This window comes from Paractinoplanes brasiliensis (genome assembly GCF_004362215.1).
GTDB classification, from domain to species: Bacteria; Actinomycetota; Actinomycetes; order Mycobacteriales; family Micromonosporaceae; genus Actinoplanes; species Actinoplanes brasiliensis.
This window is the reverse complement of record NZ_SNWR01000001.1, coordinates 1,471,850-1,486,875: the sequence shown is the minus strand read 5'-3', so window position 1 is coordinate 1,486,875 and position 15,026 is coordinate 1,471,850. Positions and strand designations below refer to the sequence as shown.

Here is a 15,026-nt window from a genome sequence, read left to right as displayed (position 1 = left end):
GCGGGCTTACCAGCCGCGGGCTCGCCACTCGGGGAGGTGGGGGCGTTCGGCGCCCAGGGTGGAGTCGTTGCCGTGGCCGGGGTAGAACCAGGTCTTGTCGGGGAGGCGGTTGAAGAGTTTCTGTTCGACGTCGGTGATCAGGGACTCGAAGTTCGCCTTGTTCTTGCGGGTGTTGCCCACCCCGCCGGGGAAGAGGCTGTCGCCGGTGAAGAGGTGGGGTGGGCCGTCCGGGTCCTGGTAGAGCAGGGCGATCGAGCCCGGCGTGTGGCCGACCAGGTGGATCACCTCCAGGGTGGCCGGGCCCACGGTGATGTGTTCGCCGTCGCGCAGGTCGCGGTTGACCAGGGGGATCTCGGCGGCGTCCTCGATGTGGGCCAGGGACTCGGCGCCGGTGGCGGCGACGACCTCTTCGAGGGCCTGCCAGTGGTCGGCGTGGCGGTGGGTGGTCACGACCGTGGCCAGCCCGGCGTCGCCGGCCAGGGCGATCAGGGTGCCGGCGTCGTTGGCGGCGTCGATCAGCAGCTGTTCGTCCCCGCTGCGCAGCAGGTAGGCGTTGTTGTCCATCGGGCCGACCGACACCTTGGTGATGGTGAGGGCGCCCAGGTCGCGGACGGCGGGCGGGCCGCCGCGGGTCACTTCGCCGGTGTAGGGCATGGTCACTTCCAGGTCGGGGGTGCGGGGAGCTCGCCGTCGGGCGAGACGGTCAGGTCGGCGCCGTCGCCCCGGCCGGTCAGCCAGGCGGCGATCGACTTGGTGGGGCCGCCTACGACCGGCGGCTCGGGCGCGTCGCCGATGGCCAGGACGTGGTCGATGCCGTACGGGCGCAGGTGCATGGCGGGCCAGTCGTCGCCGGCCCCGGCCGCGACCTCGCGCAGCAGACGCAGTGCGAACGCCTCGGGCCAGTCGGCCGGGGTGTAGCCCAGGCCCAGGTCGACGTGGTGCACGGTCACCTCGCGCAGCCTGGTCCACGGCACCGCGGCGGCCGACTGCCCCAGCGTGGGCAGCGGGAACGCCCAGGCCTCGGCGGGCATGGCGGCGCCGGCGTCGGCGAACCGCTCGTGCGCGGCCCGGATGTCTTCCACCTGTTCGCGCAGCGGGCGGCCGGCGCCTTCCTCGATGGCGGCGTCGCGCGCTTCCCTGGAGGCGTACGGGGGTGTCTCGACCCCGGTGCGGGCCCAGGTCAGCAGGTTTGTCAGCGCGTCGGCGTTACGCGCCACATGGGTCAGCACGTGTCCGGCCGTCCAGCCGGGCAGCAGCGACGGCGCCCCCACCGCGGCCGGGTCGAGGTCGGCCACGCTGCGCAGCAGCTCATCGGTGGCCCGGTCGACGTCGGTGAGCATGACGAGTGGATCCATGGTCATGACGGACTGCACCGAGCGGAGCGAGGGCCGGGACGGCCTGACAACTGAAGCGCGGTCATGACGGACTGCACCGAGCGGAGCGAGGGCCGGGACGGCCCGACAACTGAAACGCGGTCACCTTGTGAACCCTAGTGGGTCGGAAATCGCTTTCGCTGCCGTAGGCGCATCCGTACCGTCGGTGCAGACGCGCCGATCAGATCCCGCGGAGGAGGTGGGGAGCGTGCTGTTCGTCTTTGCGTCCCTTCACCAGGAGGCCGCCGCCTGACCACGCGGTCCGGCTGTCTCCCCGTCCGGGAAACGGGTTCCCATGGCACACGAGCTGTCCCAGCTGGGCTGGGACGAGTTTTTCGCATCCGCGTATCGTCCCTACGACCGTTCCGACGCGGCGCCGGGCCGGGTGCTGCGCGCCGACCGTGGCGTCTGCACCGTGCTCGACGCGGGCGGTGTCACCCGCGCCAGCCTGGGCGGGAACGTACTGATCGGCGCCGCCCGTGATCCCGCGTTGCTGCCGTGCGCCGGTGACTGGGTGGTGTTGCGCCGATGGCCCGACCGCCGGGTCACCGCCGAGGCCGTGCTGCCCCGCCGCACGTGTCTGATCCGCCGCACCGCCGACAAGGACAGCACCGGCCAGGTGCTCGCGGCGAACATGGACACCGTCGCCGTTGTCGAGCCGATCCATCCGGAGCCGGACGACGCGCGCATCGAACGTCTGCTGGCCCTGGCCTGGGAGTCCGGCGCGAAACCGATGATCGTCCTCACCAAGTCCGACACGGCCGCCGACCCCGAGGCGATCCGCCGCCAGGTCGAGGCCGTCGCGCCGGGTGTGCCGGTGATCACGGTAAGTGTCCGGCGGGGTCACAACCTTCAACACCTTTCCCCGTACGTGGTGAGGGGCCGCACCCTGGCTCTGTTGGGGCGCTCCGGGGCGGGCAAGTCGACGCTGGTCAACGCCTTGGCCGGGGCTCCTGTGATGCCGGTGCAGCAGATCCGTGACGTCGACGGCAAGGGGCGGCACACCACCGCGTACAGGAATCTGGTTCCGCTCCCCGACGGCGGGGCCGTGCTCGACACCCCCGGCATCCGCGGGGTGGGCCTGCTCGACACCGCCGAAGGGCTCAGCCGCGCGTTCGGCGACATCACCGTGCTGGCCGCCGAATGCCGGTTCGACGACTGCCGGCACGAGGCCGAACCGGGTTGCGCGGTCGTGACGGCCGCGGCCGACGGCTCGCTGGCGCCCCGGCGGCTGGCCGCGTGGCGCAAGCTCAGGCACGAGATCGAGGTCGAATCGGCACGTCAGTCGGCCCGGCTGGCGGGGGCGGCCGGTCACCGCCGCAGACGTTCCTGACAGACCCCTCTGTCACAATGCTCCGGTGCGTGCGGTGGAGGAAGTTGTCGACGGTGCGGCCGGGTCCCGGTCCGAGACGCCGGCGCCGCGTCGCCGCCGGGCCGATCCTTGGGCCCTGCTGAGCTACGCGGTTCTCTCCGTGCTGGTCACGGTCCAGCTCTGGCGTGACCCGAACGGGCGCGTGCTGGCCGGCAACGACGACGACCACGGCGTGTTCCTGTTCATGCTGGCCCACGGCGAGCGGGTGCTGTTCCACGGCGACAACCCGTTCTTCAGCGACCGGCTCAACGTGCCCGACGGCGTGAACATGATGGCCAACACGTCGGTGCTGGCCCTGAGCCTGCCGCTGGCCCCGCTCACGCACTGGCTCGGCCCCGGTTTCTCGGTGGCGCTGCTGATCACGCTGGGCCTGGCCGGCACAGCCGCCGCCTGGTATTGGGTGCTCTCCCGTCATCTGGTGACCAGCCGGCTCGCGGCCTGGATCGGGGGCCTGTGGTGCGGGTTCGCGCCGACGATGGTGTCCCACGCCAACGGCCATGTGAACTTCGTGAGCCAGTGGCTGTTGCCGTTCATCGTGTGGCAGGCGCTGCGGTTGCGGGAGCCCGGCCGGGCCGTACGGGGTGGGGTGATCCTCGGCCTGCTGATCGTCGCGCAGGTGTTCATCAACGAGGAGAGCCTGCTGTTCACCGCTCTGGCCCTGGGCGTTTTCGTCATCGCGTACGCGGTGATGGCCCCCGACCGGGCCCGCAGCGACGCGCGGCCCATGGCGGCCGGTCTCGCTGTCGCGGCCGGTGTCTCGCTGGCCGCGCTGGCCTACCCGCTGTGGTATCAGTTCTTCGCCAAGGGCAACTACCACGGCCAGCCGTTCGCACCCGACATGTACGCGACCGACCTGGCCTCGATCGCCGGGTTCGCGCGGCAGTCGCTGGCCGGCAACGCCGAGCTCACCCGGCACATGAGCGTCAGCAGCACGGAGGACAACCTGTTCTTCGGCCCGGCGGGCCTGGTCATGATCGTCGCGTCGGTGGTGGTGCTGTGGCGCACGGTGGCGGCCCGCGCCGCCGCTGTCTCCGCGCTTGTGCTGCTGATCGTGTCGATGGGGCCCGTGCTGATCGTCTTCGGGCGCCGCACCGGCGTCCCGCTGCCGTTCGGCCTGATCAGCCACGTGCCGATCATCGACCTCGTCAGTGTGACCCGGTTCGCCATGGTGCCCGCGACCATCGCCGGTGTGCTGCTGGCGCTGGCCACCGATCGGCTGCGCGGGTTCACGCCGCGCGGCCGGCGGCTGTGGCAGGTGGGCCTCGTGCTCGCGCTGGTGCCGTTGTTCCCCAAGCCGCTGCCCGTCGTCGTGGACGACCCGTTGCCGCCGTTCCTGACCCAGGGCACCTGGCGGCAGTACGTGTCCGACGACCGTACCCTGGTCACCGTCCCTCTGCCCGAGGTCACCACCGGGCGTACGGGGATGCGCTGGGTGACGCTGTCCCACCTGGAGTACCGGACGCCCCGCGGTTACTTCATGGGCCCGGTCGACCCGCCGCGCGACGACACCGGCTCGTGGAACGCTCCCCGCCGGTTCACCTCCGACCTGCTCTGGCGGGTCCGGGAGTTCGGCGAGCGCCCGCAACTGACCGCGAGCGACAAGGCCCGCATCACCGAAGACCTGATCTTCTGGCGGGCCGCCGTGGTCGTGCTGGTGCCCGGCAGCCGCAACGAGGACGCGCTGCTGGAAACGATGACCACCGCCCTGGGCGCGCCGCAGCTGGTCGGCGGAGTTCAGCTGTGGGACGTACGCTCGCTTCCGGTTCCCTCGCCGGAGTGAGTTTTCTCGCGCCGGAACTGCGGGAATGTGCGTGATGTGCCAGGCGCTACACCTTCTTGGCGCCCGCGGCGGCAAAACTTGTCGTACCCCATGGCTAGAGTGGCCGCGGCTTGCTCACTCAAACACCTGTACGGAGAGGCTGGCTGGTGGCCGACCGTTTGACTATTCGAGGCGCGCGCGAGCACAACCTGCGTGACGTCAACCTTGACCTGCCCCGCGACGCGATGATCGTGTTCACCGGTCTGTCCGGGTCCGGCAAGTCCAGCCTCGCGTTCGACACGATCTTCGCCGAGGGGCAGCGGCGCTACGTCGAGTCCCTCTCGTCGTACGCGAGGCAGTTCCTCGGGCAGATGGACAAGCCCGACGTCGACTTCATCGAGGGCCTGTCCCCGGCGGTGTCGATCGACCAGAAGTCGACCTCGCGCAACCCGCGCTCGACGGTCGGCACGATCACCGAGGTCTACGACTACCTGCGCCTGCTGTTCGCGCGTACGGGCATTCCGCACTGCCCGGTCTGCGGCGAGCGGATCAGCAAGCAGACGCCGCAGCAGATCGTCGACCGGGTGCTCGCCATGCAGGAGGGCACCCGGTTCATGGTGCTCGCCCCGGTCGTCCGCGGGCGCAAGGGTGAGTACGTCGACCTTTTCGCCGAGCTGCAGGCCAAGGGCTACGCGCGGGCCCGGGTCGACGGCGTGGTGCACCCGCTGACCGAGCCGCCGAAGCTCAAGAAGCAGGAGAAGCACACCATCGAGGTGGTGGTCGACCGGCTCAGCGTCAAGGCGAGCAGCAAGCAGCGCCTGACCGACTCCATCGAGTCGGCGCTGGGCCTGGCCGGCGGCATCGTGCTGCTCGAGTTCGTCGACCTGCCGGAGGACGACCCGGCCCGCGAGCGCCGCTTCAGCGAGCACCTGGCCTGCCCCAACGACCACCCCCTGGCCATCGAGGACCTCGAGCCCCGGGTCTTCTCGTTCAACGCCCCCTACGGCGCGTGCCCCGAGTGCTCCGGCCTCGGCACCAAGAAAGAGGTCGACCCCGAGCTGCTCGTCCCCGACGAGGAACGCAGCATCCGCGAGGGCGCCATCCAGCCCTGGTCCGGCGGCCAGACCCAGGAGTACTTCCTGCGGCTGCTCGAGGCGCTGGCCAAGGCCGAGAAGTTCAGCGTCGACACCCCGTGGCGCTCGCTCCCGGCCCGGGCGCAGAAGACGATCCTGCACGGGTCCGAAGACCAGGTGCACGTGCGTTACCGCAACAAGTACGGTCGCGAGCGTTCCTACTACACCGGCTTCGAGGGTGTGGTGCAGTGGATCGAGCGGCGGCACAACGACACCGAGAGCGACTGGTCGCGCGACAAGTACGAGGGCTACATGCGCGACGTGCCCTGCCCGGTGTGCCGGGGCGCCCGGCTCAAGCCCGAGGTGCTGGCCGTCACGATCGACGGCAAGAGCATCGCCGAGGTGTGCAACCTGTCGATCGGCGAGTGCGCCGAGATGCTGTCGAACATCGTGCTCGACGACCGGCAGAAGATGATCGCCGAGCGGGTCCTCAAAGAGATCAACGCCCGGCTGCAGTTCCTCGTCGACGTGGGTCTCGACTACCTGTCGCTCGACCGTGGCGCGGGCACCCTCTCGGGCGGCGAGGCCCAGCGCATCCGGCTCGCCACCCAGATCGGCTCGGGCCTGGTCGGCGTGCTCTACGTGCTCGACGAGCCGTCGATCGGCCTGCACCAGCGCGACAACCACCGGCTCATCGAGACCCTGGTGCGGCTGCGCAACCTGGGCAACACGCTGATCGTGGTCGAGCACGACGAGGACACCATCCGTACGGCCGACTGGATCGTCGACATCGGCCCCGGCGCCGGTGAGCACGGCGGGCACATCGTGCACAGCGGCTCGGTCGAGGGCCTGCTGAAGAACAAGAACTCGCCGACCGGCGCCTACCTGTCGGGCCGCAAGTCGATCCCGACCCCGGCCGGCCGGCGCCCGCAGATGCCGGGCCGCGAGCTGGTCGTGCAGGGCGCCCGCGAGCACAACCTGCGCGGGCTGACCGTCCCGTTCCCGCTGGGCCAGTTCATCGCGGTCACCGGGGTGAGCGGTTCCGGAAAGTCCACGCTGGTCAACGACATCCTCTACACCGTGCTGGCCAACCAGATCAACGGCGCCCGCATGGTGCCGGGCCGGCACACCCGCATCACCGGCCTGGAGAACGTCGACAAGGTCGTCGGCGTCGACCAGTCGCCGATCGGCCGCACCCCGCGGTCCAACCCGGCGACGTACACGGGTGTCTTCGACAACATCCGCAAGCTGTTCGCCGAGACCACCGAGGCCAAGGTGCGCGGCTACGGCCCCGGCCGGTTCTCGTTCAACGTCAAGGGCGGCCGCTGCGAGAACTGCGCCGGTGACGGCACGATCAAGATCGAGATGAACTTCCTGCCCGACGTCTACGTCCCGTGCGAGGTCTGCAAGGGCGCCCGGTACAACCGCGAGACGCTCGAGGTGCACTACAAGGGCAAGACGATCTCCGAGGTGCTGGAGATGCCGATCGAGGAGGCGGCGACCTTCTTCGAGCCGATCTCGTCGATCCACCGCCACCTCAAGACGCTGGTCGACGTGGGGCTGGGTTACGTACGGCTCGGCCAGCCCGCGCCGACGCTGTCCGGTGGTGAGGCGCAGCGTGTCAAGCTGGCCTCCGAGCTGCAGAAGCGGTCGACCGGCAAGACGGTCTACGTGCTCGACGAGCCGACCACCGGCCTGCACTTCGAGGACATCCGCAAGCTGCTGCTGGTGCTCAACGGCCTGGTCGACAAGGGCAACACGGTGATCACGATCGAGCACAACCTCGACGTGATCAAGAACGCCGACTGGCTGATCGACATGGGTCCCGAGGGCGGCAGCAAGGGCGGCCTGGTGCTGGCCACCGGCACCCCGGAAGAGCTGGCCGAGGTGCCCGAGAGTCACACCGGCCAGTTTCTGCGGCACATGCTCGGGCTCCAGGGCGAGGGCCAGGGTTCGCCCGCGGCGGTTGCCCGGGCGGCCAAGGCCAACGGCGCCGCGGCCAGAGCGACTTCGCCGGCCAAGGCCGCGTCGAACGGCACCACGGTCACCAAGCCCCGGGCTTCGCGGTCGCGGGCCAAGGCGGCTTCCCAGGCCTGAGTCCCGCCGACCTTCAGCAACATCACAGGTAACTCAAAGCTACGGCGCCCGGTCGAGGGCATAACCTCGATCGGGCGTTGCCGTCCGGGCCCCGCCATTGGCGAAAGCCCGCAAACCCGGATGGACCGCCGCCGTTTCGGCGGGTATTTCGCGGTACGCCTGAACCCGGCGGGCCGCGGCAGCGTATGTAGAGGCGACGCCGCGTGACCATTGACGCGGACCCGGCACTGGAGGACACACGATGACAGACGTGCAGACCAAGACCGACGCCGAGACCTCGCCCGAGGAGCCCGGACGGCCGACGGCCTCGACACGCCGCGTGGTCCTGCTCGGCGCGGGCGCGGCGGGCGCCACCGCTGTCCTCGCGGCGTGCGGCACGGCCTCGTCGACCAACAGCAACGGCAGCGACTTCACCGACAACCCCGGCCCGGCCGGCAGCGCGGCCGCAGGCGGCGGCAACGGTTCGGACAGCAACGGCGGTTCGGGCGGGGCGACGCTGGCCGCCGTGGGTGACGTGCCCGAGGGCGGCGGCGTGATCCAGGGCGACTACGTGATCACCCAGCCCACCGCGGGCGTGTTCAAGGCGTTCAGCAAGGTCTGCACGCACGCCGGCTGCGACGTCAACAAGATTGACGGCGGGCAGATCTCGTGCCCCTGCCACAACAGCAAGTTCTCGATCGAGACCGGCCAGCCGACCTCCGGCCCGGCCAACAAGGCCCTGCCCGAGACCAAGGTCAAGGTGGACGGCGACAACATCGTCGCCGCTTGATCTGACAGACCGTCCGGGCCGGAGGTCCGAAGCCGTGGCGGCGGCGACGGACCTCCGGTCGGACAATCATGTCAGTCCCCCGCATTACTGTTGAGCCTGTGCCAGACCCCTCCAGCTATCGCCCGGCTCCCGGAACCATTCCGGAGTCCCCGGGCGTCTACCGTTTCCGCGATCAGACCGGCCGGGTCATCTACGTCGGCAAGGCGAAAAACCTGCGGAACAGGTTGAATTCCTACTTCGCCGACACGTGGTCGCTGCACGCGCGCACCCAGCAGATGGTCACCACGGCGGCCAGTGTGGACTGGGTGACTGTCGGCACCGAGGTCGAGGCGCTGCAGCTCGAGTTCTCCTGGATCAAGGAGTTCGACCCCCGGTTCAACGTGAAGTACCGGGACGACAAGTCCTACCCGTTCCTCGCGGTGACGCTGAACGAGGAGTTTCCCCGGTTGCAGGTGATGCGCGGGGCCAAGCGCAAGGGCGTGCGCTACTTCGGGCCCTACTCGCACGCCTGGGCCATCCGCGAGACGCTCGACCTGCTGCTGCGCGTCTTCCCCGCTCGCACCTGCTCGTCCGGCGTCTTCAAACGTTCCGGCCAGATCGGCCGCCCCTGCCTGCTGGGCTACATCGGCAAGTGCTCGGCGCCGTGCGTCGGCTCGGTCACGGCCGAGGAACACCGCGCGATCGTCGACGACTTCTGCGACTTCATGGGCGGCAAGACCGACACGTTCGTCAAGCGGCTCGAACGCGACATGATGGCCGCCTCCGAGGAACTCGAGTTCGAGCGGGCGGCCCGGCTGCGTGACGACATCGCGGCCCTGCGCCGGGCGATGGAGAAACAGACCGTCGTGCTCGGCGACGGCACCGACGCCGACGTGGTCGCCTTCGCCGAGGACCCCCTCGAGGCCGCGGTCCAGGTCTTCCACGTACGCGACGGCCGGGTCCGGGGCCAGCGTGGCTGGGTCGTGGAAAAGGTGGAGGACCTCACGACCGGCGACCTGGTCCACCACTTCTGCACCCAGATGTACGGTGAGTCCGAGGGCGAGAGCGACGTGCCACGGGAGCTGCTCGTGCCCGCCCTGCCCGACGACGCCGCCGCCCTGGCCGATTGGCTCTCCGCGCGCCGCGGCACCAGCCGGGTCGCCCTGCGGGTGCCGCAGCGGGGCGACAAGCGCGCCCTGATGGAAACCGTGGCCCGCAACGCCGGCGAGTCCCTGCAGCGGCACAAGCTGCGGCGCGCGGGTGACCTGACCACCCGCAGCAAGGCGCTCGACGAGATCGCCGAGGCGCTCGGGCTCGACTCGGCCCCGCTGCGCATCGAGTGTTTCGACGTGTCGCAGATCCAGGGCACCGACGTGGTCGCCTCGATGGTCGTCTTCGAGGACGGCCTGGCCCGCAAGAGCGAATACCGCCGGTTCGCCGTGCGGGGCAACCCCGACGGCAGCGGCATGGACGACCTGTCCGCGATGAGCGAGGTGATGCGGCGGCGGTTCGCCCGGTTCCGCGCACAACCCGGCGCCGACGCGCCCCGCGACCGTCCCGAGTCCGACGAGGCGGATCCCGGATCGGATGACGTGGCGGCTTCGCTCGGGTCGGATGACGTGGCGGCTTCGCTCGGGTCGGATGACGTGGCGGGGGGTGGCGCCGTGGCCGCGCAGGGTGCTGCCTCGTGGGCCGAAGCCGGGCCGGTGCCGGCCGAGGCGGCGACGCTCGCCGGCGCGGGCTCTCCGGTCGACGAGGTTGCCACGAACGATCTGCCCGGCATCGACCCGCTGACCGGGCGGCCGCGGCGGTTCGCGTACCCGCCTCAGCTGGTGGTCGTCGACGGTGGTCAGCCGCAGGTCAACGCGGTCGCAGCCGTGCTGTCCGACCTGGGCATCACCGACGTGGCGCTGTGCGGGCTGGCCAAGCGGCTCGAAGAGGTGTGGCTGCCCGGCGACGACTTCCCGGTCATCCTGCCGCGCACGTCCGAGGCGCTCTACCTGCTGCAGCGCGTCCGCGACGAGGCGCACCGGTTCGCGATCACCTTCCACCGCCAGCGCCGCTCCAAGCGGATGACGACGTCGGCGCTGGACACCGTGCCCGGCCTGGGCGAGACGCGACGCAAGGCCCTGCTGCGGCATTTCGGCTCGCTCAAGCGGCTCTCCGCCGCCACCCCCGAAGAGATCACCGAGGTCCCGGGCATCGGCCGCCGCACGGCGGAGGCGCTGCTGGCGGCGCTCAATCCGGAAGGTGCCCAACCGGCCGACCTCAAGGCCGCCGAAGCGGGTTCAGCGAGCGGGGAGGAGCCGGCGGACGCGGTGTCTTTTCCCGCCGGTGGGGCCGGGCGCACAAAGGCCGGTGCCAACCGCTCGAAAGTCCCGCGCCCGGCCGCGGGAAGCCACGAGTAGCGGCGTCATCCCGGCCGAAGTCGTAGGCCCGCGCCCGGCCACCGGGAGCAGCCATGAGCAGCAGCAGCCCCGTCCCGGCCAAGATCGCGAACAGCGCCACCCGTCCCAGGGGCGCCCCCCGAGGCAATTGTCTCGCGTTTGGGGGGATCTTGCAGGGTGCCCTGTGGACAGAGGCGCATTGTGGACAACCTTTGCGATCCGGCGGGGGCGGGTAGGGTCGGAGCGCCTCGGGCGGCATGGTTGGCCCTGACGAAGTGGCGCCCGCGGGGCTGGGGCGTGGGGGATCTCGCAGGGCGGGGTGGAACTTGTGGTGAGGGCCGGTTGTTGTATCGAACGGGCCCGGGGACACCGATCGGATGGACGACACTCGTCCGGAGGGATCGGGCCGAGGGGTTCGGCCTAGGATGTTGTGTCCGCCAGGGGGCGCGGGCGAAGCGACGCTGGGAGGCGTGTGCGTTGACGGAGTCGATGCCGGAGTTCGTGTCCGACGCGACCGATCGTGACGAGGTGACCACCGACCTGGTGGTCGTGACCGGGGTTTCCGGCGGTGGGCGCAGCACGGTCGCCCGCGCGCTGGAGAACGTGGGCTTCTACGTGGTCGACAACCTGCCGCAGGCGTTGATGCTCGACATGGCCCAGCTCGCGTTCCAGGCCGGCGGCGCCGCCCGGCGTACGGCCATGGTCCTCGACGTGCGCAGCCGGGCCTTCTCCACCGACTTGGCCGGGGCCATCCACGCGCTGCGTGAGCGCGGGTTCTCGCCCCGGGTCGTCTTCGTCGACGCCGAGGACGACGTGCTGATCCGCCGGTTCGAGTCGGTGCGCCGCTCGCACCCGCTGCAGGGCGACGGCCGGCTCGCCGACGGGATCGCGGCCGAGCGCAAGCTGCTGGCCGAGGCGCGCGAGCAGGCCGATGTGATCATTGACACCAGCCACCTGAACGTGAACCAGCTGCGCCGGCGGGTCGAGGAGCTGTTCGGCGGCGAGGACGTGCGCCGGCTGCGCATCACCGTGCTCTCGTTCGGTTTCAAGTACGGCCTGCCGCCCGACGCCGACTACGTGATGGACGCCCGGTTCCTGCCCAACCCGTTCTGGGTGCCCGACCTGCGCGATCACACCGGCCTCGAGGAAGCGGTCAGCACGTACGTGCTCGACCAGGAGGGCGCGAGCGACTTCGTGAAGACGTACGCGAGCCTGATCGCGGCCACCGCCCCCGGTTTCGAACGTGAGGGCAAGCGCTATCTCACCGTCGCGGTCGGCTGCACCGGCGGCAAGCACCGCAGCGTCGCGATCTCCGAGGAGCTCACGGCCCAGCTGCGGGACATGCGTCTGGCAGCCCACTCCTCGCACCGCGACCTCGGGCGGGAGTGACGATGCCCGTACGGGTGGTGGCGTTCGGCGGCGGGCACGGGCTGAGCGCCTCGTTGCGTGCCCTGCGCAGCCGCGCCGCCGACGGCCTGGATCTGGAGATCACGGCCGTCGTGACGGTGGGCGACGACGGCGGCTCCAGCGGCCGGCTGCTCGCCGAGCGTGACGCGCTGCTGCCCCCGGGTGACCTGCGCCAGGCCCTGGCCGCGCTGGCCGACGGCCGGGAGATCACCCAGCGTACGGCTCAGCTGCTGCAGTACCGTTTCGCCGAGATCCCGGCGCCGGGCGTCGGCGGGCAGGGGCCCGATCCGCTGGTCGGGCACGCGGTCGGCAATCTGCTGCTGCTCGGGCTGATGGAGATGCTGGGCGACCCGGTGCAGGCGCTCGACCACGCGGCCGCGATGGTGGGCGCGCGGGGGCGGGTGCTGCCGATGGCCCGCCACGCGATCGGCATCGAGGCCGACATGCGCGGCGCCGACCCGGAACGCCCGTACGAGGTCGTCACGGTGCGTGGTCAGCACGCCGTCGCGGTCGCTCACGGGCACGTCGAGGCGGTGCGGATCGACCCGGCCGACCCGCCGGTCTGCCAGCAGGCGATCACGGCCATCGACGAGGCGGACTGGCTGATCTTCGGCCCGGGGAGCTGGTTCACCAGCGTGCTGCCCCACCTGATGGTGCCCCGGCTGGCCGAGGCGATCATGAAGAGCCCGGCGCGCCGGCTGGTCACGCTCAATCTGGCCACCGACAACGAGACGTCCGGCCTCTCGGTCGCCGACCACCTGGCCGCGCTGCACCGCTATCTGCCCGGACTGCGGGTCGACGTCGTGCTGGCCGACGGCAAGTGGGTGGGGGAGCCCGAACCGGTGCGGCGGGCCGCCGAGGGGCTGGGCGCCCGGCTGGTGCTGGCACCCGTTGCCGTTGCGGACGGTCGCCCCAAGCATGATCCTGAGTCGTTGGGTGTCGCGCTGGTTCCCGTACTGGGCGCCGCTCGTTAAGCACCCGTAATCGGTACAAATGGTCAAGATCCGGCGCATGAGGTGACATCACGATGGCGATGACGGCAGCGGTCAAGGACGAGCTGAGCCGGGTCGACGTGCCCAAGCCGTGCTGCCGGCGGGCCGAGATGGCGGCGCTGCTGCGGTTCGCGGGGGGTCTGCACATCGTCTCCGGCCGGGTGGTGGTCGAGGCGGAGCTGGACACCGGCGCGGTGGCGCGGCGGCTGCGGCGCGAGATCGCCGACGTCTACGGCTACCCCAGCGAGGTGCACGTCCTCGCCTCCGGCGGGCTGCGCAAGGGCAGCCACTACATCGTGCGCATCGTCAAGGACGGCGAGGCCCTCGCCCGGCAGACGGGGCTGCTCGACGTGCGGGGGCGTCCCGTCCGTGGCCTGCCGCCGCACGTGGTCTCGGCCAACGTGTGCTGCGCGGTGGCGGCCTGGCGGGGCGCGTTCATGGCGCACGGCTCGCTGACCGAGCCCGGCCGTTCCAGCGCGCTCGAGATCACCTGCCCCGGCCCCGAGGCGGCGCTGGCGTTGCGGGGCGCGGCCCGCCGCATCGGCATCACGGCCAAGGAGCGCGAGGTCCGCGGGGTCGACCGGGTCGTGATCAAGGACGGTGACGCGATCGCCGCGCTGCTCACCCGCATCGGCGCGCACGCCAGCGTGCTGGCCTGGGAGGAGCGCCGGGTGCGGCGTGAGGTCCGGGCCACCGCCAACCGGCTGGCCAACTTCGACGACGCCAACCTGCGCCGCTCGGCCCGCGCCGCCGTGGCCGCCGCCGCCCGGGTCACCCGCGCCCTCGAGATCCTGGCCGACGAGGCCCCCAACCACCTCACGTCGGCCGGTCAGCTGCGGCTGGAGCACCGGCAGGCCTCGCTGGAGGAACTGGGCGCGCTGGCCGACCCGCCGCTGACGAAGGACGCGATCGCGGGGCGTATAAGGCGTCTGCTCGCCCTCGCCGACAAGCGCGCCCGTGACCTGGGCATCCCCGACACCGAGGCCGCCGTCACCCCGGAGATGATGGCCTGCTGAGGCTTGCTCCCTGACAAGATGACATGTGACGAGCTGTCTCTTGTTCAGATGGTGGAGTTTTGGCCGCTCAGAAGCTCTTACAACTCCGCTCGAAAATCCGGAAGGCTCTTCGCCATGGTCAGCAAAGGGAACCTTGAGGAACGAGTGGCAGCGGTGGAGAGTGAGGTTGTCGTCTTGAAGCAAGAAATGGGGGAGGTGCGGACTTTGGCAGCCGGTGCGAGTCGGGATGTCGGCGACTTCGGAGAGGCGCTCCGGGGCCACGTGAGTCTGCTGAACGCGCTGAGGGCTACTCAGCTCGAGCAGTCGGCAGCCCTGAAGAAGCAGGGGGCCGTGCTGGAGATGGTGTTGGCCGTTCAGGAGAAGCAGGGGGCTGTTCAGGAGAAGCAGGGGGCCGTGCTGGAGAAGCATGGGGCCGTGCTGGAGAAGCAGGGGGCCGTGCTGGAGAAGGTGTTGGCTATTCAGGAGAAGCAGGGGGCTGTGCTGGACAAGATGGGGACCGAGTTGGTCTCCATGCGGGAGTCGGCTTTCCAGCAAACGATCGATCTGCGCACCGTGCGGGACGCCGGGAGCCGGCACTACCTCGAGAACAAGGCCGCCTTTGCCACGCTCAAGGCGAGCATCGAGCAACTGCTGGGGCGTGGCGACGGGCAGGAGTCCTGAGGCCGGCCACGAGTGAGTGAGCGCGTCCGGCCCCGGAGGGTGACCCTGGGGCCGGGCCGGTAGCTGCGCTACGGCCCGGTGTTGCACCCAGCCGGGCGAAAGGCCCGGTTCGATCCCGTTGCGGTTGGTCACGGTGACGTCG

Annotated in this window: 11 protein-coding genes; 9 read left to right on the top strand and 2 right to left on the bottom strand. The window is 70.7% G+C overall.

Annotated elements, in window-relative coordinates; genetic code table 11:
• Window positions 1–6: 6 nt before the first annotated feature.
• Together C8E87_RS06280 and C8E87_RS06275 are read right to left on the bottom strand one after the other, a co-directional pair.
• Window positions 7–654 (bottom strand): MBL fold metallo-hydrolase, encoded by a 648-nt coding sequence (locus tag C8E87_RS06280; protein ID WP_133872197.1) that lies wholly within the window; start codon window positions 652–654, stop codon window positions 7–9.
• A 2-nt stretch (window positions 655–656) separates the two neighbouring features.
• A complete protein-coding gene (locus C8E87_RS06275) occupies window positions 657–1,361 on the bottom strand; it encodes a maleylpyruvate isomerase family mycothiol-dependent enzyme (RefSeq protein ID WP_133872196.1) in 705 nt (234 codons plus the stop codon).
• Between the two features lie 307 nt (window positions 1,362–1,668).
• On the opposite strand from C8E87_RS06275, the gene rsgA reads away from it, so the two are divergent.
• The 9 genes from rsgA to C8E87_RS46290 all read left to right on the top strand — a co-directional run bounded on the left by rsgA (window position 1,669) and on the right by C8E87_RS46290 (window position 14,884).
• The gene (rsgA, locus tag C8E87_RS06270) at window positions 1,669–2,706 is read left to right on the top strand and encodes a ribosome small subunit-dependent GTPase A (protein WP_133872195.1); all 1,038 of its coding nucleotides are present in this window, start codon (window positions 1,669–1,671) and stop codon (window positions 2,704–2,706) included.
• A gap of 25 nt (window positions 2,707–2,731) precedes the next feature.
• Entirely contained in the window at window positions 2,732–4,525 is a 1,794-nt protein-coding gene (locus C8E87_RS06265; protein WP_133872194.1) for a DUF6311 domain-containing protein, read from the top strand.
• Between the two features lie 146 nt (window positions 4,526–4,671).
• Window positions 4,672–7,674 carry an excinuclease ABC subunit UvrA gene (gene uvrA, locus C8E87_RS06260; protein WP_133872193.1) on the top strand — a complete coding sequence of 1,001 codons (3,003 nt, stop codon included), beginning with the start codon at window positions 4,672–4,674 and terminating at the stop codon, window positions 7,672–7,674.
• A 241-nt stretch (window positions 7,675–7,915) separates the two neighbouring features.
• Window positions 7,916–8,443 carry a Rieske (2Fe-2S) protein gene (locus C8E87_RS06255; protein ID WP_133872192.1) on the top strand — a complete coding sequence of 176 codons (528 nt, stop codon included), beginning with the start codon at window positions 7,916–7,918 and terminating at the stop codon, window positions 8,441–8,443.
• Between the two features lie 98 nt (window positions 8,444–8,541).
• Complete coding sequence (gene uvrC, locus C8E87_RS06250) at window positions 8,542–10,830, top strand: excinuclease ABC subunit UvrC (protein ID WP_133872191.1); 2,289 nt, start codon at window positions 8,542–8,544, stop codon at window positions 10,828–10,830.
• A 468-nt stretch (window positions 10,831–11,298) separates the two neighbouring features.
• Complete coding sequence (gene rapZ / locus C8E87_RS06245; protein WP_133872190.1) at window positions 11,299–12,198, top strand: RNase adapter RapZ; 900 nt, start codon at window positions 11,299–11,301, stop codon at window positions 12,196–12,198.
• Window positions 12,199–12,200: 2 nt separating this feature from the next.
• On the top strand, window positions 12,201–13,190 hold the full coding sequence (locus C8E87_RS06240) for a gluconeogenesis factor YvcK family protein (protein ID WP_133872189.1): 990 nt from the start codon (window positions 12,201–12,203) through the stop codon (window positions 13,188–13,190).
• Between the two features lie 53 nt (window positions 13,191–13,243).
• Window positions 13,244–14,224 carry a DNA-binding protein WhiA gene (gene whiA, locus C8E87_RS06235; protein WP_097322458.1) on the top strand — a complete coding sequence of 327 codons (981 nt, stop codon included), beginning with the start codon at window positions 13,244–13,246 and terminating at the stop codon, window positions 14,222–14,224.
• Between the two features lie 18 nt (window positions 14,225–14,242).
• The gene (locus tag C8E87_RS46290; RefSeq protein ID WP_133872188.1) at window positions 14,243–14,884 is read left to right on the top strand and encodes a hypothetical protein; all 642 of its coding nucleotides are present in this window, start codon (window positions 14,243–14,245) and stop codon (window positions 14,882–14,884) included.
• Window positions 14,885–15,026 lie beyond the last annotated feature (142 nt).

Bases quoted from the DNA above. Each gene is read 5' to 3' on its own strand.
- C8E87_RS06280 (WP_133872197.1), bottom strand. From the start codon at position 654: ATGCCCTACACCGGCGAAGTGACCCGCGGCGGCCCGCCCGCCGTCCGC.
- C8E87_RS06275 (WP_133872196.1), bottom strand. From the start codon at position 1,361: ATGACCATGGATCCACTCGTCATGCTCACCGACGTCGACCGGGCCACC.
- rsgA (WP_133872195.1), top strand. From the start codon at position 1,669: ATGGCACACGAGCTGTCCCAGCTGGGCTGGGACGAGTTTTTCGCATCC.
- C8E87_RS06255 (WP_133872192.1), top strand. From the start codon at position 7,916: ATGACAGACGTGCAGACCAAGACCGACGCCGAGACCTCGCCCGAGGAG.
- rapZ (WP_133872190.1), top strand. From the start codon at position 11,299: ATGCCGGAGTTCGTGTCCGACGCGACCGATCGTGACGAGGTGACCACC.
- C8E87_RS06240 (WP_133872189.1), top strand. From the start codon at position 12,201: ATGCCCGTACGGGTGGTGGCGTTCGGCGGCGGGCACGGGCTGAGCGCC.
- whiA (WP_097322458.1), top strand. From the start codon at position 13,244: ATGGCGATGACGGCAGCGGTCAAGGACGAGCTGAGCCGGGTCGACGTG.
- C8E87_RS46290 (WP_133872188.1), top strand. From the start codon at position 14,243: ATGACATGTGACGAGCTGTCTCTTGTTCAGATGGTGGAGTTTTGGCCG.